The 20,553-nt window shown below is 66.5% G+C and carries 22 protein-coding genes; 12 read left to right on the top strand and 10 right to left on the bottom strand.

Annotated features, from left to right (window positions below; translation table 11 throughout):
• Positions 1 to 24 precede the first annotated feature (24 nt).
• Positions 25 to 660, top strand: a complete 636-nt coding sequence (locus tag ACY48M_RS09955) for a GNAT family N-acetyltransferase (RefSeq protein ID WP_462820129.1) — start codon at positions 25 to 27, stop codon at positions 658 to 660.
• A gap of 85 nt (positions 661 to 745) precedes the next feature.
• A complete protein-coding gene (locus ACY48M_RS09950) occupies positions 746 to 1,036 on the top strand; it encodes a chorismate mutase (protein WP_462820128.1) in 291 nt (96 codons plus the stop codon).
• Positions 1,037 to 1,096: 60 nt separating this feature from the next.
• Here ACY48M_RS09950 and purL read toward each other — a convergent pair whose 3' ends face one another.
• The gene (gene purL / locus ACY48M_RS09945) at positions 1,097 to 3,415 is read right to left on the bottom strand and encodes a phosphoribosylformylglycinamidine synthase subunit PurL (protein WP_462820127.1); all 2,319 of its coding nucleotides are present in this window, start codon (positions 3,413 to 3,415) and stop codon (positions 1,097 to 1,099) included.
• Positions 3,416 to 3,583: 168 nt separating this feature from the next.
• Between purL and ACY48M_RS09940 the strand changes: the two genes are divergently transcribed.
• Together ACY48M_RS09940 and ACY48M_RS09935 are read left to right on the top strand one after the other, a co-directional pair.
• Positions 3,584 to 4,786, top strand: a complete 1,203-nt coding sequence (locus ACY48M_RS09940; protein ID WP_462820126.1) for a mechanosensitive ion channel family protein — start codon at positions 3,584 to 3,586, stop codon at positions 4,784 to 4,786.
• 67 nt (positions 4,787 to 4,853) lie between these two features.
• Positions 4,854 to 5,900, top strand: a complete 1,047-nt coding sequence (locus ACY48M_RS09935) for a mechanosensitive ion channel family protein (protein WP_462820125.1) — start codon at positions 4,854 to 4,856, stop codon at positions 5,898 to 5,900.
• Positions 5,901 to 5,924: 24 nt separating this feature from the next.
• Here ACY48M_RS09935 and ACY48M_RS09930 read toward each other — a convergent pair whose 3' ends face one another.
• The 3 genes from ACY48M_RS09930 to purS are packed head-to-tail and all read right to left on the bottom strand — an operon-like array spanning position 5,925 to position 7,413.
• On the bottom strand, positions 5,925 to 6,437 hold the full coding sequence (locus tag ACY48M_RS09930) for a DUF3817 domain-containing protein (RefSeq protein ID WP_462820124.1): 513 nt from the start codon (positions 6,435 to 6,437) through the stop codon (positions 5,925 to 5,927).
• Complete coding sequence (gene purQ / locus ACY48M_RS09925; RefSeq protein WP_462820542.1) at positions 6,434 to 7,132, bottom strand: phosphoribosylformylglycinamidine synthase subunit PurQ; 699 nt, start codon at positions 7,130 to 7,132, stop codon at positions 6,434 to 6,436. The genes ACY48M_RS09930 and purQ overlap by 4 nt, the downstream gene beginning before the upstream one ends.
• Before the next feature lie 11 nt (positions 7,133 to 7,143).
• A complete protein-coding gene (gene purS / locus ACY48M_RS09920; RefSeq protein WP_462820123.1) occupies positions 7,144 to 7,413 on the bottom strand; it encodes a phosphoribosylformylglycinamidine synthase subunit PurS in 270 nt (89 codons plus the stop codon).
• Between the two features lie 100 nt (positions 7,414 to 7,513).
• Here purS and ACY48M_RS09915 point away from each other — a divergent pair, with 100 nt between their 5' ends.
• The 4 genes from ACY48M_RS09915 (at position 7,514) to ACY48M_RS09900 (ending at position 11,785) form a co-directional block, all read left to right on the top strand.
• Entirely contained in the window at positions 7,514 to 7,993 is a 480-nt protein-coding gene (locus ACY48M_RS09915; RefSeq protein WP_462820122.1) for a Fur family transcriptional regulator, read from the top strand.
• Entirely contained in the window at positions 7,990 to 9,465 is a 1,476-nt protein-coding gene (locus ACY48M_RS09910; protein ID WP_462820121.1) for a catalase, read from the top strand. The genes ACY48M_RS09915 and ACY48M_RS09910 overlap by 4 nt, the downstream gene beginning before the upstream one ends.
• Positions 9,466 to 9,548: 83 nt before the next feature.
• On the top strand, positions 9,549 to 10,715 hold the full coding sequence (locus ACY48M_RS09905) for an AI-2E family transporter (protein WP_462820120.1): 1,167 nt from the start codon (positions 9,549 to 9,551) through the stop codon (positions 10,713 to 10,715).
• Entirely contained in the window at positions 10,712 to 11,785 is a 1,074-nt protein-coding gene (locus ACY48M_RS09900) for an AI-2E family transporter (RefSeq protein ID WP_462820119.1), read from the top strand. The genes ACY48M_RS09905 and ACY48M_RS09900 overlap by 4 nt, the downstream gene beginning before the upstream one ends.
• A 34-nt stretch (positions 11,786 to 11,819) precedes the next feature.
• Here the strand turns inward: ACY48M_RS09900 and ACY48M_RS09895 are convergent, their stop codons facing one another.
• Genes ACY48M_RS09895 through purD form a run of 4 tightly spaced genes read right to left on the bottom strand, consistent with a single transcriptional unit; the run spans position 11,820 to position 15,297 of the window.
• Positions 11,820 to 12,686 carry a VOC family protein gene (locus ACY48M_RS09895; RefSeq protein WP_462820118.1) on the bottom strand — a complete coding sequence of 289 codons (867 nt, stop codon included), beginning with the start codon at positions 12,684 to 12,686 and terminating at the stop codon, positions 11,820 to 11,822.
• A 36-nt stretch (positions 12,687 to 12,722) separates the two neighbouring features.
• Positions 12,723 to 13,196 (bottom strand): GNAT family N-acetyltransferase, encoded by a 474-nt coding sequence (locus ACY48M_RS09890; protein WP_462820117.1) that lies wholly within the window; start codon positions 13,194 to 13,196, stop codon positions 12,723 to 12,725.
• Positions 13,193 to 14,047, bottom strand: coding sequence for a phosphoribosylaminoimidazolesuccinocarboxamide synthase (locus ACY48M_RS09885; RefSeq protein ID WP_462820116.1), 855 nt, complete (start codon positions 14,045 to 14,047; stop codon positions 13,193 to 13,195). Before ACY48M_RS09885 ends, ACY48M_RS09890 begins: the two co-directional genes overlap by 4 nt.
• Positions 14,044 to 15,297 carry a phosphoribosylamine--glycine ligase gene (gene purD, locus ACY48M_RS09880; protein ID WP_462820115.1) on the bottom strand — a complete coding sequence of 418 codons (1,254 nt, stop codon included), beginning with the start codon at positions 15,295 to 15,297 and terminating at the stop codon, positions 14,044 to 14,046. Before purD ends, ACY48M_RS09885 begins: the two co-directional genes overlap by 4 nt.
• A gap of 98 nt (positions 15,298 to 15,395) precedes the next feature.
• Between purD and ACY48M_RS09875 the strand changes: the two genes are divergently transcribed.
• A complete protein-coding gene (locus tag ACY48M_RS09875) occupies positions 15,396 to 15,794 on the top strand; it encodes a sterol carrier family protein (RefSeq protein WP_462820114.1) in 399 nt (132 codons plus the stop codon).
• A gap of 62 nt (positions 15,795 to 15,856) precedes the next feature.
• On the top strand, positions 15,857 to 16,201 hold the full coding sequence (locus ACY48M_RS09870) for a potassium transporter Trk (RefSeq protein ID WP_462820113.1): 345 nt from the start codon (positions 15,857 to 15,859) through the stop codon (positions 16,199 to 16,201).
• On the opposite strand, the gene purF is transcribed toward ACY48M_RS09870, so the two are convergent.
• A complete protein-coding gene (purF, locus tag ACY48M_RS09865) occupies positions 16,194 to 17,651 on the bottom strand; it encodes an amidophosphoribosyltransferase (RefSeq protein WP_462820541.1) in 1,458 nt (485 codons plus the stop codon). The genes ACY48M_RS09870 and purF overlap by 8 nt on opposite strands.
• 99 nt (positions 17,652 to 17,750) lie before the next feature.
• Between purF and purM the strand changes: the two genes are divergently transcribed.
• Entirely contained in the window at positions 17,751 to 18,845 is a 1,095-nt protein-coding gene (purM, locus tag ACY48M_RS09860; protein WP_462820112.1) for a phosphoribosylformylglycinamidine cyclo-ligase, read from the top strand.
• 112 nt (positions 18,846 to 18,957) lie between these two features.
• Here purM and ACY48M_RS09855 read toward each other — a convergent pair whose 3' ends face one another.
• On the bottom strand, positions 18,958 to 19,161 hold the full coding sequence (locus tag ACY48M_RS09855) for a DUF3073 domain-containing protein (RefSeq protein ID WP_462820111.1): 204 nt from the start codon (positions 19,159 to 19,161) through the stop codon (positions 18,958 to 18,960).
• Between the two features lie 186 nt (positions 19,162 to 19,347).
• Here ACY48M_RS09855 and ACY48M_RS09850 point away from each other — a divergent pair, with 186 nt between their 5' ends.
• Positions 19,348 to 20,442, top strand: coding sequence for an NAD(P)-binding domain-containing protein (locus ACY48M_RS09850; RefSeq protein WP_462820110.1), 1,095 nt, complete (start codon positions 19,348 to 19,350; stop codon positions 20,440 to 20,442).
• The last annotated feature ends 111 nt before the right edge of the window (positions 20,443 to 20,553 follow it).

Below are 20,553 nucleotides of genomic sequence, written 5' to 3'. Positions count from 1 at the left end.
AGACTGCATTTCGTGACTGCCCGAATGCCTTCAGCCTCCACCCTCGTTGGTCGATTTGTGTCTCTGAGCCCGGTGCAATCGAGTGATCTGGCCGAGCTCTTTGACGCTATCGGCACCCCGCGTGTCTTCGCGGGCGGCTATGGTGGCGGCGTCTCGGCGCTCCCTGGTGATCGGGCGGCATTCGCCGAGTGGCTCGGCGGGTATCTGCCGTTCGACTCCGGCACGCCATATGCGATCCGTCTGCGCGGCGGCCCCCACACCGGCGAACTCGTCGGCACCTCCTCGTTTGCTGACCTCGACCTGCCGAACGAGAGCGCCCACATCGGCTGGACCGCCTATGACCCACGAGTCTGGGGCACTGCCGTGAACGCCGAGGCGAAACTGCTGCTGCTGTCGCAGGCCTTCGACCACGGTTTCGGCCGGGTCCGACTGCAGGCGGATGCGGCGAACGAGCGTTCCCGCGCCGCGATCCTCCGCCTCGGCGCACGCTTCGAGGGGGTGCTGCGTCGCGAACGGCGCAGGCCTGACGGGTCGTGGCGTGACACCGCCGTCTACTCGATTCTCGGCGATGAGTGGCCGACGGTGCGCGCGGGGCTCGAGCAGCGGCTCGCGGAGCGTGACGGGCGACCGGTGTTGTTTCGGAGCGTCACGTCAGCGTGACGGCGCCACGGTGAGGTCCCCGCGAGGCCGATCCGAGCGGTCGGATGCCTCGGGTCGCACGTCGTTCGTGCAATAGGGTTGTCGCGTGAACGACGTGCACCCCGATCTGCTTTCGCTGCGACAGAGCATCGACAACGTCGATGCCGCGCTCATCCATATCCTTGCGGAGCGGTTCAAGTTCACGCAGCAGGTGGGCCGGCTCAAGGCGGAACACGGGTTGCCTGCGTCGGATCCCGATCGGGAGCGCGTGCAGATCGAGCGGCTCCGGCTGCTCGCCGCCGACGCCAACCTCGACCCGGAGTTTGCGGAGAAGTTTCTCAACTTCATCGTCGCCGAGGTCATTCACCATCACGAGCGCATCCGCGACGAGTCCTGAGCGTATTCGCCGGTTGAGTAGGCCCGCTAGGGCCGTATCGAAACCCCAACCGGCGAGCAACTACCCCCCGACGACCGCCCCGAAGTGCTCGGGCAGCGTGGCGCGGTGCACGCCGCGGAGTTCATCGGCTGACACCGTGAAGTGGCCCTGCACCTCAATCTCGCCCGAGTCGACGGTTACGCCGACCCGCAGCACGGGGTAGCCGCGACCTTCGCACAGGCCCACGAAGCGCACATCGTCTTCGCGGGGAACGCTCACGAGCACGCGACCGGTCGATTCCGAGAAGAGGGCGGATGTTGCATCCACCCCATCGCGCTGCTCAATGCCGGTCGTCCACACGCGGGCGCCGACGCCGAATCGCAGCACCGACTCGGCGAGGGCCTGCCAGAGGCCGCCGTCGGAGAGGTCGTGTGCGGAGGAGAGCAGACTGCCCTTCGCCGCCGAGTGCAGGAGGCCGGCGAGGTGCTTTTCGCCTGCGAGGTCGACGAGGGGCGGGTGGCCGCCGAGGTGGTCGTGGATGACCCCCGACCAGGCTGAGCCGTCGAGCTCGTCACGGGTGACACCGAGCAGGTAGATGTTGTTGCCCTCGTCTTGCCAGCCGCTCGGCACGCGGCGGGCGACGTCATCGATCACGCCGAGCACGGCGACGACGGGGGTCGGGTGGATGGGCACATCGCCGGTCTGGTTGTAGAACGACACGTTGCCGCCGGTGACGGGGATGCCGAGCTCAAGGCAGGCGTCGGAGAGGCCCTCGACGGCTTGGGCGAACTGCCACATGACCTCGGGGTTCTCTGGTGAGCCGAAGTTGAGGCAGTCGGAGACGGCGACGGGTGTCGCACCGGTCGAGGCGACGTTGCGGTATGCCTCGGCGAGGGCGAGCTTCGCGCCCTGCTTGGGGTCGAGCTGGCACCAGCGCCCGTTGGCGTCGGTCGCGACGGCGAAGCCGAGCCCGCTCTCCTCATCGATGCGAACCATGCCGCCGTCGTCTGGAAACGACAGGGCGGTGTTGCCGCCGACGTAGCGGTCGTACTGGTTGGTGACCCACTCTTTTGAGGCGAGGTTGGGGCTGCCAAGCAGCCGCAGTGCCTGCTCGCGGAGTTCGGTGCCGGTGGTGGCGCGGGGCAGTCGGGATGCGGCATCCGCCTGGAGTGCGTCGAGCCAGGTGGGGTAGGCGAGCGGGCGGTCATAGACGGGGCCGTCGACCGCAACCGTGTTGGGGTCGACGTTGACGATCTCTTCGCCAAAGTGGGTGATGATGAGGCGGTCGCCCTCGGTGACCTCGCCCAGCACTGACGTCTCGACGTCCCACTTGTCGACGACGGCCATGAACGCCTCGAGCTTCTCCGGGCGTACGATCGCCATCATGCGCTCCTGGCTCTCGGACATGAGGATCTCCTCGGCCGTGAGCGTGGGGTCGCGCAGCAGCACGTTTTCGAGCTGGATGCGCATGCCGCCGTCGCCGTTGGCCGCGAGCTCAGAGGTGGCACACGAGATGCCGGCGGCGCCGAGGTCTTGGATGCCTTCGACGAGTTCGCCCTTGAAGAGTTCGAGGCAGCACTCGATGAGCACCTTCTCGGCGAAGGGGTCGCCGACCTGCACGGCGGGCCGCTTGGTGGGGCCGCCCTCGTCGAACGAGTCGGATGCGAGGATCGACGCGCCGCCGATGCCGTCGCCACCCGTGCGGGCGCCGAAGAGCACAACCTTGTTGCCGACGCCGCGGGCGTTGGCGAGGTGCAGGTCTTCGTGCCGCAGCACGCCGACCGCGAGCGCGTTGACGAGCGGGTTGGCCTGATACACCGGGTCGAACCAGGTCTCGCCGCCGATATTGGGCAGGCCGAGGCAGTTGCCGTAAAAGCTGATGCCGCTGACGACGCCGTGCACGACACGCGCCGTGTCGGGATCGTCGATCTTGCCGAAGCGGAGCGCATCCATAACGGCGACGGGGCGGGCACCCATCGAGATGATGTCGCGCACGATGCCGCCGACGCCCGTCGCGGCACCCTGGAACGGCTCGATGTAGCTCGGGTGGTTGTGCGACTCGATCTTGAACGTCACCGCCCAGCCTTCGCCGACATCCACGACGCCGGCGTTTTCGCCCATGCCGACCATGAGGTTCTTCTTCATCTCGTCGGAGACCTTCTGGCCGAACTGGCGCAGGTACTTCTTCGACGACTTGTACGAGCAGTGCTCGCTCCACATGACGGAGTACATGGCGAGCTCGCCCGAAGTGGGGCGGCGGCCGAGGATGTCGCGGATGGCCTGGTATTCGTCTGGCTTGAGCCCGAGCGCGCCGTAAGGTTGCTCCTTCTCGGGGGTGACCTTCGCGTTCTCGACGGTGTCGGCGACGTGGCGGCGGGCGGGGGTGGAGACGTCGGTCACGTGGGGCTGCTCCCTATGGCGGGCGGATGTCGCGGCGAGGCCATGCCGCACCCGACGAGTCTACCGATCACCGGCATCCCCTCCGTGCGGCATCTCTGCCGCGCATCGGGCGTTCAGGTGCCCCCCGCGTAGGCTTGAGGGTTTGGCGTGGGCGAAGCAGGGAGATGCATGTTCGAGTGGAGATCGTGGCCGGGCGTTTTGGTGGCAGTGGCGATTGCGCTCGTTGTCGCCGTCGTGCTCATGATTGTGGTCAGCCTTGTCGCGGGGGTGCTCGGCCGACGCTTTGTCTTCATCCGGAATCTCACACGGTGGAGCAGGGCGCCGTTTAGAGCGCTGCTCGTGGTGCTCGCACTCTGGTGTGCGACCGCGGCGACCCTGCCAGACCGGGAGTTGTGGCCGACCGCGTCGCACGGCTTTGCCATCGCCGTCATCATTGTGGCCGCGTGGTTCTTCGGCGCACTGATAATTCTTGCGATCGATCACGCGATCACCCGGTTCCGCAACGATCCTGAGAGTCGGGCCGCCCGCACCGCGCGCACCCAGCTCGAGATTGTGCGGCGACTCGTCATCGCCGTCGTCATCGTGCTCGCCATCGCCGGCGTGCTGCTGACATTCCCGGCGGTTCGCGCGGTCGGGACGAGCCTGCTCGCCTCGGCCGGCATCATCTCGGTCATTGCCGGTCTCGCCGCCCAATCGACCCTCGGCAACCTGTTTGCGGGCATCCAACTTGCCTTCAGCGAGGCGCTCCGGGTCGACGATGTGGTGATCGCGGAGGGCCAGTGGGGGCGCATCGAGGAGATGACCCTCACCTACGTTGTGCTCAAGCTGTGGGATGACCGCCGACTCGTCTTGCCGTCCACCTACTTCACGACGACGCCGTTCGAAAACTGGACCAGATATTCGAGCGATCTCCTTGGGGCGGTCGAGCTCGACCTTGACTGGAACCTCGACATGGATGACATGCGCACGCAGCTCGACCGCATTCTCGCCGCGACGAGCCTGTGGGATGAGCGGGAGGCGCTCCTGCAGGTGACCGAGGCGACGGGCGGCACGATGCGCGTGCGCATCCTCGTATCGGCGAGCGACTCGGGGCGACTGTGGGATCTTCGCTGCCATGTGCGTGAGGAGTTGGTGCGGTGGCTTCGGCGACAGGGCGCACCAGGGATGCCGCGGCAGCGGGTTGTGCTGCTTGACCCTGTCGAGCCTCCCGACTCGCGTCCGAAAACGGCCGAGATCGCCGTGATCGACGATGATGACGAGCCGCACGGCGACCGACCTGGGCTGTTCAGCGGGAGCGCCGAGGCGGAGGAGCGCGGCTACGAAGTCACGCAGGCGATCCCGGTGGTCAGGCCGGACGCCGACGAGCACTGAGGGGAAGCAGCGCCATCCTGCACTTCGTCCTTAGGCTGGTGGGGTCGTCGACCGAAGGGACCCCCACATGTTCGAATGGACCACCTGGCTCGGCACGCTCGCCGCGATCGCCATCGCACTCGTTGCAAATGTCGTCGTCGCCGTCGTGGTGGGGGCGATCAAGTCGAGCGCGAACACGCGAGCACCCTGGCTGCGGGCACTGCTGAAGCAGCTGCACGTGCGCATCCAACTGCTCGTCTTCATTGTCGCGATCTGGACTGCGGCGGGGCTGACGGCACCCGCCCAGTACGACTGGTGGCAGGCGGTGTCGCGCGTGTTCCTCATCGCGACGGTGCTCTCGGGGGCCTGGCTCGTGGCGGGCCTCGCGTCGTTCGGCATCGAACAGCTCATGGGGCGGTATTCGATCGATGGCACCAGCGTGCCGCAGATCCGAAGGATGCGCACGCAATTGCAGGTCATCCGCCGCCTGGTCAATGTGCTGATCGCGGTGCTCGCGCTCGGCATCGTGCTCTTCTCGTTTCCAGAGGTGCGGGCGGTGGGCACGAGTGTGCTCGCTTCGGCCGGCATTGTAAGCATCATCGCGGGCCTCGCCGCGCAGTCGACTCTCGGCAACATCATCGCCGGCATCCAGCTCGTCTTCAGTGATGCGATTCGCGTCGGCGACGTCGTTGTGGTCGAAAAAGAGTGGGGCACGATCGGCGAGATCACGCTCTCGTATGTGGTCGTGAACGTGTGGGACGAGCGCCGCCTCATCCTGCCGTGCACCTACTTCACGAGCGAGCCGTTCGAGAGCTGGACGCGCAACAGCGCGAAGATCATGGGCACCGTGTACATGGATGTCGACTGGCGAATCCCTGTCGCGGCGGTGCGAGAGAAATACCAAGAGTTTCTCAAGGCATCAGACCTGTGGGATGGTCGTGTCGGCAGTGTGCTCGTGACCGACGCGACTGGCGGCTACGTCAACATCCGGTTCCTCATGTCGGCCGAGGATTCTGATCGCAGCTGGACGCTCCGCTGCCAACTGCGGGAGGCCATGGTGACGTGGTTGCAGCAGGAGCATCCTGACGCGCTCCCGGTGACGCGTGTCGTGCTCCCGGAGGCGAACGCGACCTGATCGTCACCTCGCGGTCGGTGGTGTCTAGTGCTCGGCGCCGGGCGGGCCGAACGTCAGCGCGGACGCGTAGAGCGCCACGATCACTGAGACGAAGACGATCGCGAGCACAATGGGTCGTGCAACAAACCAGCGCAGCAGCCGGTCGATCCAGCGGCCATCGCGGGGGTCGTCGGTGGCTTCGGTGCGCCAGTCGCCATCGAGGTGGCCTCGGCGATCGAGCCAGCGATCGAACGGAATGGTGGCGTAGGGCACGACGGCGGTGAGCATGGCGAAGCCGATGCGGCCGAGCGGCCAGCGCTGGTTGAGCCCCACAATGACGGCGGTCGCGGCGTAGGTGATGAACACGAAGCCGTGGAGGGCACCGCTCACGCTCACCGCGCGATCGCCGAGCTCGCCGGGGATGATGACGTATTTCAGGAGCATGCCGATGATGAGCAGCGTCCAGGTGATCGCCTCGGCGATCGCGACGATGCGGTAGAACCGCTGCGGGCTCAGCCTGGCCGGCGCGGCGACGCTCGCGGCAGTGCGTTCGCTCATACCGAGAGGAGTGAACGCTCGATGACGCTCGTGAAGAAGGTGAGGCCGTCGGTGCCGTTGCGCATCGCCTCGTTGGTGTCGGGGCCGAAGCCCTCCTCGATGGCGTGCTCAGGGTGCGGCATGAGGCCGACGACATTGCCGCGGGCGTTCGAGATGCCGGCGATCGCGTTGATGGAGCCGTTGGGGTCGACGCCGACGTAGCGGAACGCGATACGGCCCTCGCCCTCGAGACGTTCGATCGTGTCGGCGTCGGCCATGAAGCCGCCCTCACCGTTCTTCAGCGGGATGGTGATCTCTTGCCCCTGCTCGAAGCCGTTGGTCCAGTCGGTGTCGGCGTTTTCGACCCGCAGCACCTGGTCACGGCAGATGAACTGACCGTGGTTGTTGCGGATGAGCCCACCCTCGAGCAGGTGTGCTTCGGCGAGCATCTGGAATCCGTTGCAGATGCCGAGCACCGGCACCCCCTTGTTCGCCGCGTCGATGACCTCGGCCATGATGGGCGAGAGGCTCGCGATGGCGCCGCAGCGCAGATAGTCGCCGTAGCTGAAGCCGCCTGGCAGCACGAGGGCATCAACACCCTTGAGGTCGTGCTCACCGTGCCAGAGCGCGATCGGCTCGGCACCCGCGAGGCGTACGGCGCGCTGGGCGTCGCGGTCGTCGAGTGAACCAGGGAAGGTGATAACGCCGACGCGCAAGGTGCTCGCCATCAGTGTGTCTCGCCTGCGGCGTGCCCCTCGGGCACCTCGATGCTCACGACGTCTTCGATCACCGAGTTCGAGAACATGCTCTCGGCGAGCTCGCGAACCTCGGCGATGACCTCATCGGTCACGGTGTCGACGGTCACTTCGAAGCGCTTGCCGATGCGCACATCACTGAAGTGGGTCTTGCCGAGGCGCTGGAGGGCCCCAGAGACGGCCTTGCCCTGGGGGTCGAGCAGTTCGGCCTTTGGCATGACCTCGACGACGATTGTGGGCACGGAAACTCCAAGGATCGTGCGGATGATTCCCCCCAGTCTATCGCCGCCAAGCTGGGCAAGTTGTTTTGAATCACTCAAAACAACGGGTAGGCTGGATGTCATGAACCCGACGTCTGCCGCAGCGCTCAGCGAGCGCATCCGCGACGTCGGCCTCAAGGTCACCGAGCCGCGCCTCGCCGTCATGCGGGCGCTCGAAGGGCGGCCCCACGCCGACGCCGACACGGTGTTCGGCGCGGTGCGAACCGAGCTGCCCGGCACGTCACTTCAGGCCGTCTATGGCGTGCTCAGCGCACTCGCGACCGCCGGCCTGCTGCGCCGCATCGAGCCTGCCGGCTCGCCCGCGCGCTACGAGCTCCGCACGGGCGACAATCACCACCACATCGTGTGCAGCGGCTGCGGCGCGCTCGAGGACATCGACTGCGCTGTCGGGCACGCGCCCTGTCTCACCCCTTCGGCAGGCAGCGGCTTCGCGATTCATACGGCAGAGGTCACTTTCTGGGGACTCTGCCCTGCCTGCCAGGCAGCATCCGACTCGATCCAGACCATCCCTGACCACCCCATCAAGAAGGAGAACCAGTGACCGACGTCACCACCACTCAGGCCGGCGCGCCGATCGCCAGCCACGATCATTCGCTCACGACGGGACCGGACGGCATCACCGCGCTGCACGACCGCTTCCTCGTCGAGAAGCTCGCGTCGTTCAACCGCGAGCGTGTGCCGGAGCGCAACCCGCACGCGAAGGGCGGCGGCGCCTTCGGCGAGTTCGTCGTCACTGAAGACGTCTCGAAGTACACGAAGGCTGCCGTCTTCCAGCCCGGCGCCTCGAGCGAGGTCCTCCTCCGCTTTTCGTCCGTCGCCGGTGAGCAGGGCTCGCCCGACACCTGGCGCGACGTCCGCGGTTTCGCGCTCCGCTTCTACACGACCGAAGGCAACTACGACGTCGTCGGCAACAACACCCCCATCTTCTTCATTCGCGACGGCATCAAGTTTCCGGACTTCATCCACTCGCAGAAGCGCATGGGCGCGACGGGTCTCCGCAACGGCGACGCGCAGTGGGACTTCTGGACCCTCTCGCCCGAGTCGGCCCACCAGGTTACCTACCTCATGGGTGACCGCGGCTTGTCCAAGTCGTGGCGCCACCTCAACGGCTACGGTTCGCACACCTTCCAGTGGATCAACGCCGCCGGTGAGCGCTTCTGGGTCAAGTACCACTTCGAGTCCCGCCAGGGCGTCGAGCTCATGGAGGCCGAGGATGCCCAGCGCATCGCCGGTGAAGACGCCGACTACTACCGTCGCGACCTCTACGAGTCGATCGCACGCGGCGAGTACCCCACGTGGGACGTGTACGTGCAGGTCATGCCATACGAAGACGCGAAGACCTACCGCTACAACCCCTTCGACATGACGAAGACGATTTCGAAGAAGGACTACCCGCGCATCAAGGTTGGGCACTTCACGCTCAACCGCAACCCGCAGAACTTCTTTGCGGACATCGAGCAGGCGGCGTTCTCGCCGTCGAACCTCGTGCCCGGCATCGACATCAGCCCCGACAAGATGCTCATGGCCCGAGTGTTCGCCTACCCAGACCAGCAGCGCCACCGCATCGGTGCGAACTACAACCAGCTGCCCGTCAACCAGCCACATGCGGCAGTGACGCGCAACTACCAGCACGAGGGTCCGATGCGCTACATCGCCAACGGCCCAGAGGTGCCCGTCTACACGCCGAACTCCTTCGGGGGTGCCGTCGCGGCTCCCGAGCAGGCCGGCGAGGGTGGCTGGGAGACCGACGGCGAGCTCATCCGCGCCGCCCAGACGCTGCACTCGGAGGATGGCGACTTCGTGCAGGCCGGCATCCTCTACCGCGAGGTCTTTACTGAGGAGAGCAAGCAGCGCCTCGTGAAGACGCTCGTCGGCCAGTACGAGGGCCTCACCATCCCCGTGATCAAGGATCGCTTCATCTGGTATTGGATCTCGGTCGATGCCGAGCTCGGCGCGAAGATCGTCGAGTCCGTCGGTCACGTCGCATCCGCCGACCCGGTGGGCGTCGCGTAACCAGCAGCCTAGAAACGAGGCCGATTCCCGACTGGGAATCGGCCTCGTGTCGTTTCACGGACGACAGGACTAGCGTGGTGCGCATGGGACTGTTCTCGCGCACGCCTCCGCCCGCCCCCGTCGACCCGACGCTGCCCGCCAGTGACCGGGTGCGGCTGACGCAATCGCCGAAGCCGCTCTGGACTGACCCGCTTGGTCGCTGGTCTATCCGCAGTGCGCAGATCCTCCTCGTGCTCCTGCTCGCGGGGCTCGTCGTGTATGCGTCGATTCAGATCAAGATCGCGGTGATCCCGGTCTTCATCGCGCTCATCCTCGCCTCGGCCCTCTATCCGGTTGTGCGCTGGCTTGTGGCGCATCATGTGCCGCGGCCGGTCGCGACGATTGGCACCCTTGTCGTCGGTGTGGCTGTGCTCGGCGGCATCGTGACCCTCGTCGTCACCGGCGTGCAGCGCGAGTGGGACAGCCTCTCCAGCGCCATTACAGAGGGCATCGATACGATCCAGGAGTTTCTCGAATCGGGGGCGCTCCCGGTCGATGCCGATCAGATCTCCGAATTGCGCGACTCGATCGTCGACTTCATTACAAGCGCCGAGTTCGGTTCGAGTGCCCTCGCCGGCGCTACCACGGTCGTCGAGCTCATCACGGGCGTCGTCCTCACCATTGTGCTCCTCTTCTTCTTCTTGCAAGACGGCCAGCGCATCTGGAACTTCCTTCTCACGCCGTTGCGTCCGGAGCGCGAGGCCCGCGCGCGTCGTGTTGGCGCACGCGCGACCAAGGTGCTCGGTGGGTATCTCTCCGGCACCGCCCTCGTCGCCCTCGTCGATGCCGTCTTCATCGGCGCCGCGCTCTGGATCCTCCAGGTGCCGCTTGCGCTCCCGCTCGCCCTCCTCGTGTTCATCGGCGCGTTCATACCGATCGTTGGTGCGACGGTCGCCGGCACGGTCGCGGCGCTGGTCGCGCTCGTCACCAACGACCTCACCACGGCGCTCATCGTCGCCGCCGTCGTCATCCTCGTCAATCAGCTCGAGGGCAACTTCCTTGCCCCCGTCGTGCTCGGCAATGCCCTCAAGCTCCACGCCCTGGTCGTGCTGCTCGCGCTGACGGTCGGCACGATCCTCGGCGGCATCCTCGGCACGTTCCTTTCGGTGCCGCTCGCGGCGGTCGCGTGGGCGATCATCAAGGCGTGGAATTCGACGGATGCCACCAAGCCCGAGCTCGACGCGGCCGCACGCCGACGATATCGAGCGTGACCTCCGACACGCTCGCGCGCTGGTCGATCCGCAGCGTGCAGATCCTCCTGGTGCTACTGCTCGCCGGGCTGGTCGTTGCTGCATCGATCCAGCTCAGGATCGTCGTCATCCCTGTCTTTATCGCGCTCATCGTCGCCTCCGCGCTGTATCCGGTCGTGCAGTGGTTGGCCGCGCGTCACGTGCCGAGACCGCTGGCAACGTTCGGCACACTCGTCCTGGGTGTGGCGCTATTCGGCGGTGTTATCGCCCTCGTGGTCAGCGGAGTGCGGAGCGAGTGGCGCAACCTCTCCGAGTCGGTCACCGAGGGCATCGACACGATCCAGGAGTTTTTCGAGTCGGGCGTTCTCCCAATCGATGCGGAGCAGATCGCTGAAGCGCGTGACGCTGTCGTCGACTTTCTCACGAGCGCGGAGTTCGGTTCGAGCGCGCTTGCCGGCGCAGTCACGGTTATCGAGCTCATCACGGGTATCGTGCTCACGGTTGTGCTGCTGTTCTTCTTTTTGCAGGACGGCGAGCGCATCTGGAACTTCGTGCTTCAGCCGCTTCGGCCGGCGCCCGAGGCGCGCGCCCGCCGCGCCGGCAAGCGAGCCACCGAGGTGCTCGGCGGGTATCTCGCTGGCACCGCCGTCGTTGCGCTCGTCGATGCGACACTCATCGGCATTGCGCTCTGGATTCTTCAGGTGCCACTCGCGCTCCCGCTGGCGCTGCTCGTGTTCATCGGTGCGTTCATTCCGATTGTCGGTGCCACGGTTGCAGGAACCGCAGCGGCGCTCGTCGCGCTCGTCACGAACGATCTCACGACGGCGCTCATCGTCACGGCGGTGGTGATTCTCGTCAACCAGCTTGAGGGTGATCTGCTCGCCCCCATCGTGCTCGGCAACGCCCTCAAGCTCCATGCCCTTGTCGTGCTGCTTGCGCTGACGGTCGGCACGATCCTCGGCGGCATCATCGGCACGTTCCTCGCGGTGCCGCTCACGGCGGTGGCGTGGGCGGTCATCAAGGCGTGGGACGATCCGGATGCGACGAAGCGTCAGCTCGATGCATCCGTCCGTCGTCGCGCTCGGGCCTGAGGCCGCTCGCCTGCATCGGGTGCCGCGTGCCGCACTAGGCGCTTGTGGCGTTCACGATCACGCGGTTTGACCACGGGTCGTCGAACGAGAGCGTGCGCCCGTCGTCGTCCCGCTGCACGCCGCGCGCGGCGAGGCGCTCCGAGAGCGCCAGCACATCGTCGCGGCTCGGCACCTCGATGGAGACCTGACCGAGGCCGAGGGCCGGAGTGCGGGTGCCGGCGCCGGCACTGTGCCACGTGTTCATGCCGAGGTGGTGGTGGTAGCCGCCGGCGCTGACAAAGAGCGCCTGCGTTCCGTACTCGATCGTCACCTCGAAGCCGACGGTGTCGACGTAGAACTGCCTGGCGGTCTGGATGTCGCCCACCTTGAGGTGCACGTGCCCAACGCTCGTCTCGCCCGGTGTGGGCGCGCGAAGGCCCTCCTCGGTGAGGTTCTCCTGCAGAAAGCGGTTGGGGTCGAGATACACGGTGCCCATCTTCACTTCACCGCTGTTCCACTCCCAGAGGCTGCGAGCGGTGTCCCAATACAGTTCCACCCCGTTACCTTCTGGGTCGTCGAAGTAGAACGCGTTGCTGACGAAGTGGTCGCTGCTGCCGGTGAAGCTCCCTGGGTGCTGGCGCGCGAGTGAATAGACGGATGCCGCAAGGTCAAGTTTTTTGGCGAACAGGAATGCCGTGTGGAAAAGGCCGGCCGCGTTTGCCGGTGCATGCCGGAGTTCTGGTGCCACCTCAAGGATGAGGGCGGCCGTGGTGCCACGGCCGAGCACGGCGGTCTGCCCTTCGTGTGCGATGAGGTCGAGTCCGACACCGTCGCGGTAGTACGCGATCATTGTGTCGAGGTCAGCCACCTTGAGGGTGACGGCGCCCATTGCGGTCGCCGGGGCAAGAAGGTCGATGCTCATAGTTGTAGCAACAACCTATCGCGGCAGGTATTCCCGCTACAGGTCTTTGGAGTAGCAGACGCTCGTCGCGACACCGACATACGGGCCGAAGTTCTCGACGCGAGTGAAGCCCTCCCGCTCATAAAAGCGCATGGCCGCTGGCAGCCGATCGCCCGTCTCAAGGACGAGTCGCTCGACTCCGCGATCACGCGCGAGCGCCTCGAGCGCGGCGAGCACAGCCGTCGACACACCAGAACCGCGGTGCGCCGGCGTCACATACATCCGCTTCACCTCAAGCGCACCCTCAGTGATGGCGCGGAGCCCGCCGCACCCGGCCGGCACACCATCCGTGTACGCCACGACGAACGCGGCAACATTCTCGGCCGTCGTCGGCTCGCTCGGGTCAGAGTCGTCAGTGCCATAGACCGACGCGATCTCGGCCCGCTGGGCCGAGTGGAGCATCGTCGAGTCGGCGTGGGCGAACGGCAGCTCACGCACCTCGATGTCTTCGAAGTCGGTCGATGCATTCATGCGGTCAGCCTTTCGATGAGCTCGCGGTAGCGGGCGGCGGTTCGGTCGACAATCTCCTGCGGCAGCGTCGGGGGGGCTCCTTCGCCGCCCCAGTTCGCGGCGAGCCAGTCGCGCACGATCTGCTTATCGAAGCTTGCCGTACGATCGCCCGATTCGTACAGGGTGGCATCCCAATATCTGCTGCTGTCGGAGGTGAGCACCTCGTCGCCGAGCGTGATCACGCCGTCACTGTCGGTGCCGAACTCGAACTTCGTGTCGGCGAGCAGGATGCCACGGGCTTCGGCAATCGCGGATGCCCGAGTGAACACCCGCAGGGAGAGGTCGCGCAATGCGGCGGCGGCATCGGCACCGACGAGCTCGACGGTTCGCTCGAACGTAATGTTCTCATCGTGTTCACCGAGCGGAGCCTTCCAGGCCGGCGTGTAGATGGGCTCCGGCAGACGGTCGCCATCGGCGAGCCCCGCCGGGAGGGGAACACCGCACACGCTCTGCGTCGCCTGATACTCCTTCCAGCCACTGCCGCTGAGGTAGCCGCGCACCACGCACTCGACCGGGAACATGTCGAGCTCGCGCACCAGCATCGACCGGCCGACGGCGGGCGCAGGGATCGCTTCGGCTCCGAGATGGTTCGGCACATCGTCGAGTTGTGCAAACCACCACAGGCTCAACTCTGTGAGCAGGGCCCCTTTGCCGGGGATGCCCGGCTCGAGCACGTGATCGAACGCGCTCACCCGGTCAGAAGCGACCACCAGCATGCGCCCCGGTAGCGCCGCCGAGCGGTAGAGGTCACGCACTTTGCCCGAGTAGACGTGTTCCCAGCCGTGCGTCTGGAGTTCGTCGCTGAGGCTCACTCGCTCACCACGCGCAGGGCGATATCGGTGCGGTACTGACCGCCCTCGAGCGTGATCGCGTCGATCGCTCGGTAGGCGCGTTCGCGAGCCTGGGCAAAGTCGGCACCGCGTGCGACCACGCTGAGCACGCGGCCGCCCGTCGAAACGAAACCATCGTCGGATGCGGCGGTCGCAGCGTGCGCCACCGTGACACCGTCGATCGCGAGCGCGTCGGCGATGCCCGTGATGGCCCTGCCGGTGAGGGAGGTCGCGGGGTAACCCTCGCTTGCGATGACCACCGTCACCGCGACATCCGTCGAAAATTCGGGTCGGGGCAGTGCGCCGAGCCCGCCGGTCGCGGCAGCAAAGAGGAGGCCGCTCAGCGGGGTGACGAGGCGCGGAAGCACCACCTGTGTCTCGGGGTCGCCGAAGCGGGCGTTGAACTCGATCACCCTGATGCCCTTATCGGTGATAATGAGACCGCAGTAGAGCAGACCGATGAAGGGCGTCTGCTCTTGGGCGAGCTGGCGCACGGTGGGGATGGCGATCGTGTCGATGACTTCGTCGATGAAGCTCGGCGGGAGCCACGGCAGCGGAGAGTATGCCCCCATGCCGCCGGTGTTGGGCCCCGCGTCGCCATCGCCGAGGCGCTTGTAGTCCTGTGCGGGGGAGAGCGGGAGCACATTGTGGCCGTCGGAGAGCAAGAAGAGCGAGACCTCCTGGCCGTCGAGAAACTCCTCGACGAGCACGCTGCCCTGGCGGAGGTAGAACTCGGCGTGGGCTTCGGCGGCGGCGCGATCGCTTGTCACGAGCACCCCCTTGCCTGCCGCGAGGCCATCGGCCTTGATCACGTGCGGGGCGCCATACTCATCCATCGCCGCGATCGCCTCATCGAGCGAGCCGGCGCGCGTGGCACGCCCGGTCGGCACACCCGCCTCCTGCATGATGCGCTTGGCGAAGGTCTTGCTGCCTTCGAGCTGCGCGGCCGCCTTGCCGGGGCCGAACACCGCGATGCCGGCGCGACGGATGCGGTCGGCGACACCCTCGACGAGGGGCGCCTCCGGCCCGATCACGACGAGCTCGATGTCGTTGTCGACCGCGAAGTCTGTCACGACGCCGGGGTTCGTCGGGTCGAGGTGGATGACGGGAACCTCCGCCGCGATGCCGGCATTGCCGGGGGCGGCGATGATCTCGTGATCTGCCCGCTCAGCGAGAAGCGCGGTGATGATGGCGTGCTCGCGGGCACCGGAACCGAGGACGAGAATCTTCACCCTGTCAGCGTAGCGGTCGGGGTTCGGCGCCGAGCTGCACGCTGTGCGCTGTGGATGGTCCCCCGGCAGCGCGCAGGGTCGCCTTGCTACCGTGGAGCATGGCCAAATCACGAATCGTGCCCCTCGTTGGCGAAGCAGCAGTGCGGCAGGCGGTCGCCGGCGCCGACGATCGCCAGGTCGAAGCCATGGCGGTGCGCTACCTGCTGCAGTTGCTCGCTGAGGCCGCGCCGGGCAACACGCTCGAGGTGCGAGTCCCGCCGCACGGCGCCGTGCAATGCGTCGAAGGCCCGAGCCATACGCGCGGCACGCCCCCCAACGTCATCGAATCCGATGCAACGACCTGGATCTCCCTCGCCACCGGCAGTCTCGCGTGGGCTGACGCGGTTGAGGCTGGGCAGGTTTCGGCGTCGGGCTCCCGTGCCACCCTCGTCGGGCTCCTGCCGATCGTCTGGCAGCGGGAGGAACTCGCAGACACCCCCGTCGTGCCAGAGCACTGAGCCCAGAGCACTGAGCACTGTTCGCGGGGAGTCAGCACAGCACGATGCGAGACAATGGGAGCATGAGCGAGCCTATTGAGACCCCCGCCGGCGCGACCGAACAGCGCGTGAGCATCCGGCGTGCCCCGAAGGTGCCCGTCTTCATGCTCTTCGGTGCAATGCTCGGCATCATCACCGCCCTCGTGCTGACCTCGGCGTTTGAGGTCGACCCTCTCGTCGGGTTCGCGGCGACGTTCGGCTACCTCTGCATCTACTTCGTTCCGGCGGGGCTTGTCTTGGGTGCGCTTGTCGCGCTCATCCTCGATCGCACATCACGGCGTCGCGCGCACGATGTGACGATGGAGCGCGACATCGTGCACGAATCTCCCGACGAGAATGCGACGGGGGAGCCGGACCGCCTCAGCTGAGCTGGTTGTGCTCCACCCAGCGCAGGTACTCTTCTGACACTGAGCCGGTGACGTACTCACCCGTGAAGCAGCTCATCTCGAGCGCCGTGACATCCGAACCTTCCAGGATGGCGGCCTGCATGTCGGCGACCTCCTGGTAGATGAGCTTGTCGGCGCCGAGTTCCATGTTGATCTCGGGGATCTTGCGGCCGTGCGCGACGAGTTCGTGGCGCGAGGGCATGTTGATGCCGTAGACGTGGGGATAGCGCACGGGCGGCGCGGCCGAGGTGAAGGTGACCTTGTTGGCACCAGCCTGCCGTGCCATCTCGATGATCTCCTTCGATGTCGTGCCGCGCACGATGGAGTCGTCGACGATCAGGATGTTTTTGCCTTTGAACTCGGAGCCCATCGCGTTGAGCTTCTGTTTGACGCTCTTTCTGCGCTGCGCCTGGCCCGGCATGATAAAGGTGCGGCCGACGTAGCGGTTCTTGTAGAAGCCCTCGCGGTATTCGACGCCGAGCTTCTGGGCGACCTGCATCGCCGCGGGGCGGGACGAGTCGGGGATGGGCATGACGACGTCAATGTCGCCCATGGGCGTGTGCTTCGCGATCGTGTCCGCGAGCCGATTGCCGAGTCGCAGGCGAGCCTCATAGACCGAGATGCCGTTCATAATCGAGTCGGGCCGCGCAAGGTAGACGTACTCGAACGAGCACGGCACGAGACGTGGTTGGGCGGCGCACTGGCGCGAGGTCATCGACCCGTCGAGCCCAATAAACACGGCCTCGCCTGGGGCCACCTCGCGCACGATCTCGTAGCCACCACTCTCGAGGACGAGTGATTCGGATGCGACAACCCACTCTGTGCCGACGAGGCCGGCCGGTCGGCGGCCGAGCACGAGCGGGCGGATGCCGAACGGGTCGCGGAAGGCGAGCAGGCCGTGCCCGGCGATGAGGGCGATGGCGGCGTAGGAGCCCTCGACGCGCTCGTGCACACGCGCGACCGCATTGAACACCTGGTCTGGGTCGAGGTCGGTGCCGCTGACCTGCTCCTGCAGCTCGTTGGCGAGCACATTCACGAGCAGTTCGGTGTCGGAGGTGGTGTTGAGGTGGCGCCGGTCGATGCGAAAGAGTTCGTCGGTGAGCTCACGCGTGTTCGTGAGGTTGCCGTTGTGCACGAGCATGATGCCGTAGGGCGCGTTGACGTAGAACGGCTGGGACTCCTGCTCGTTGTTCGCCTCACCCTTGGTGGCATAGCGCACATGGCCGAGGCCCATCGTGCCGGGGAGGGCACGCATGTCACGGGTGCGGAAGGCCTCGCGCACCTGGCCCTTGGCCTTGTGGCTGTGGAACTGCGCGCCATCGGCCGTGGCGATACCCGTCGAATCCTGCCCCCGATGCTGCAGCAGAAGGAGGGCGTCGTAGATGAGTTGGTTCGCTGGCTCAGACGAGACGATGCCGACAATGCCGCACATTCGGTGCAGACTCCAGACCGTAGAGTTGATGGTGAGCACCATTCTCCCACGTCACACGTCGCGCTTCGGCCACAATCGAGGCCGCTGAAAAGGACCCCAATGTCAGACAGCTACGCCGCTGCAGGCGTCGATACCGCTGCCGGAGACCTCGCGGTCGAACTCATGAAAACGGCGGTGGCGCGCACGCACGGGCCGCAGGTCATCGGCGGCGTCGGTGGCTTCGCCGGTCTCTTCGATGTGTCGTTTCTCACCTCGTTCCGTCGCCCGCTGCTCGCGACGTCAACCGACGGAGTCGGCACCAAAGTCGCGATCGCACAGGCGATCGACAAGCACGACACAATCGGCCAAGACCTCGTCGGCATGGTGGTCGACGACATCATCGTCGTCGGTGCGAAACCCATGTTCATGACCGACTACATCGCCTGCGGCAAAGTCTTTCCCCACCGCATCGCGGCCATTGTGGAGGGCATCGCGAAGGCCTGCGCCGAGACGGGCACCGCGCTCGTCGGCGGCGAGACGGCGGAGCATCCCGGCCTTCTCGGGCTCGACGACTACGATGTCGCCGGTGCCGCGGTCGGCGCGGTCGAAGCCGATGACCTGCTCGGCCCGCAGCGCGTGACCGACGGCGACATCGTCATCGGCATGCAATCATCCGGCCTGCACAGCAACGGCTACTCGCTCGTGCGCCACATCCTCGCCGGTGCCGACCTCGGCTTCACCGACCACTCCGCTGAACTTGGCGGCCCGATCGGCGAGGTGCTCCTCGAGCCGACCCGCCTCTACACGGGGCCGCTCGTGCGACTGCTCGAGGCGCAGCCCGGCGCCGTGCACGCCCTCAGCCATGTCACCGGCGGCGGCATCGCCGCAAACCTCGCGCGCGTGCTCCCGCAGGGATCATGGGTCGAGGTCGAACGCTCAAGCTGGGCTCCGCAGCCCGTGTTCCATGCGCTCGCCGCACTCGGCGGGCTCAGCCTCGCCGAAACCGAAGGCACCTGGAACCTCGGTGTGGGCATGTTCGCCGTCGTCAAGGCGGATGCCGCGGCATCCGTCATCGCGTTCATGCAGGCCGAGGGCATCCCGTCGTGGGTGGCGGGTGTCGTCTCGACGGCGCCGCGCGACTTCAGCGGCTTCGAGCAGGGCGCGAAGGGTGTCGACGGCGGGGCCGTGCGACTGGTCGGCAGCTTCTCTGGTTGAGCGCGATTCGCCGGTTGAGTAGCGAGCGCCAGCGAGTGTATCGAAACCCGCCACGATTTTCGTCGGCGGTTTCGATACGGCCCTGGCGGGCCTACTCAACCGACGAGAGTGCTTATGCGGTGCGCGACTCCGGGTCGCTGTCGCCGGCGAACTCTGGCCACTTCTGCAGGTCCTCTTCGAGGCGCTCCGCATCGACCGCCTGCTGCTCCGCGGAGGTCAGCTCGCGCGCGAGGGCGTCGTAGTTGGTGTCCGGGCTGAAGTACTTCAGCTCACGAGCCACCTTGGTGTGCTTTGCTTTTTGACGGCCGCGCCCCATGGGATTGACCCCCTTACGATTCCTGCCCGAATCTCGCACAAGGCGTCCGGGGTTGACCAACAAGGACCTACAAAATCTAACTGCCCACTTTAGCACGCTGCGGTGATGCGCTCGGTGGGTCGGCGTGGCCCTCGTCTTCGCCCTGTCGATGAGCGAGCGCACAGGCATACCCATTAGCCTTGCCGCGTGACCTTCACGCCAGACCACACCTCCGTCGTCGTGATCGGTGCGGGCCAAGCGGGCCTGTCAGTGTCGTACTACCTGCAGCGGCTGGGCCTTGAGCCGGGTCAAGGGTTCATCGTGCTCGACCGCGGCCCCGGTGCCGGCGGCGCCTGGCAGTCGCGCTGGGAGGCGCTCCGCATCGGCACCGCGCACCGCATCAACGATCTTCCGGGGCTCGACGAGCTCGGGCTGAGTTTCGAGACAGCCGATCGCTCGCGTCCCGCGCGCGAAGTCGTCGGCGAGTACTACGCCGCCTATGAGCAGCACTATGAGCTTCCGGTCGTGCGCCCGGCGACCGTGCGTCGCGTCTTCAATCGCGGCATCGATCTCGTCGTCGAGTTCGATGGCGAGGATGGTGTGCGCGAGATCACGACCGAGGTTGTCGTCAATGCGACAGGGACCTGGGGTTCACCGTTCATCCCCTGGTATCCGGGGCGCGACCGCTTCGAGGGCGAGCAGGTCGACACGACCACCTATCGTTCGGCAGAAGATTTCGCCGACAAGCGGGTCGTTGTGGTCGGCGGTGGCACGTCGGCGATCGGGTTTCTCATCGAGCTCGAGCACGTGGCATCCGAGCTCACCTGGGTGAGCCGTCGGCCGATCGAGTTCCGCGATGAGGGTGAACTCAACCTTGAAGACGGGCGTCGCGCCGTGTCGGTGCAGGATGCCGCGGCCCGCGAGGGGCGCGCGCTGCCGAGCATCGTGAGTGGCACGGGTGTGCCGCGCACTCGTCGCATCCAGTCGGCCGTCGACCGCGGGCTGCTGGTGCCGAAACCCATGTTCACCTCGATCGACGCCACTGCCGTGCGCTGGGACGACGGCACCGTGGTCGAGGCCGACGTCATCCTGTGGGCCACCGGGTTCAGGCCAGAGCTTCGCCACCTTGCGCCGTTGAAGCTGCGCGAAAAGGAGGGTGGCGTCACGGTCGGCAACGCCTCGTCGTGGAAGGACCCACGCATCTTCTTCGCGGGCTACGGCCCCCAGGCGTCGACGATCGGGGCGAATCGCGCTGGCCGCACGATCGCACGCCAGGTCATGAGTCAGCTCGGGGGGCACTGAGCCGCACCGCGCTTCGCGCCCACGACGCGCGCGGGTGCGCGCACTACGCGCACGGGTGCGCCCCGTGAGTGGTCAGATTCCGCGCTTCCGCCGTGGCGTTGGCGCATCTTT

The organism is Homoserinimonas flava (assembly GCF_054969005.1).
Note: the sequence above shows the minus strand (reverse complement) of the source record. Positions and strands in the feature narration are given on the sequence as shown.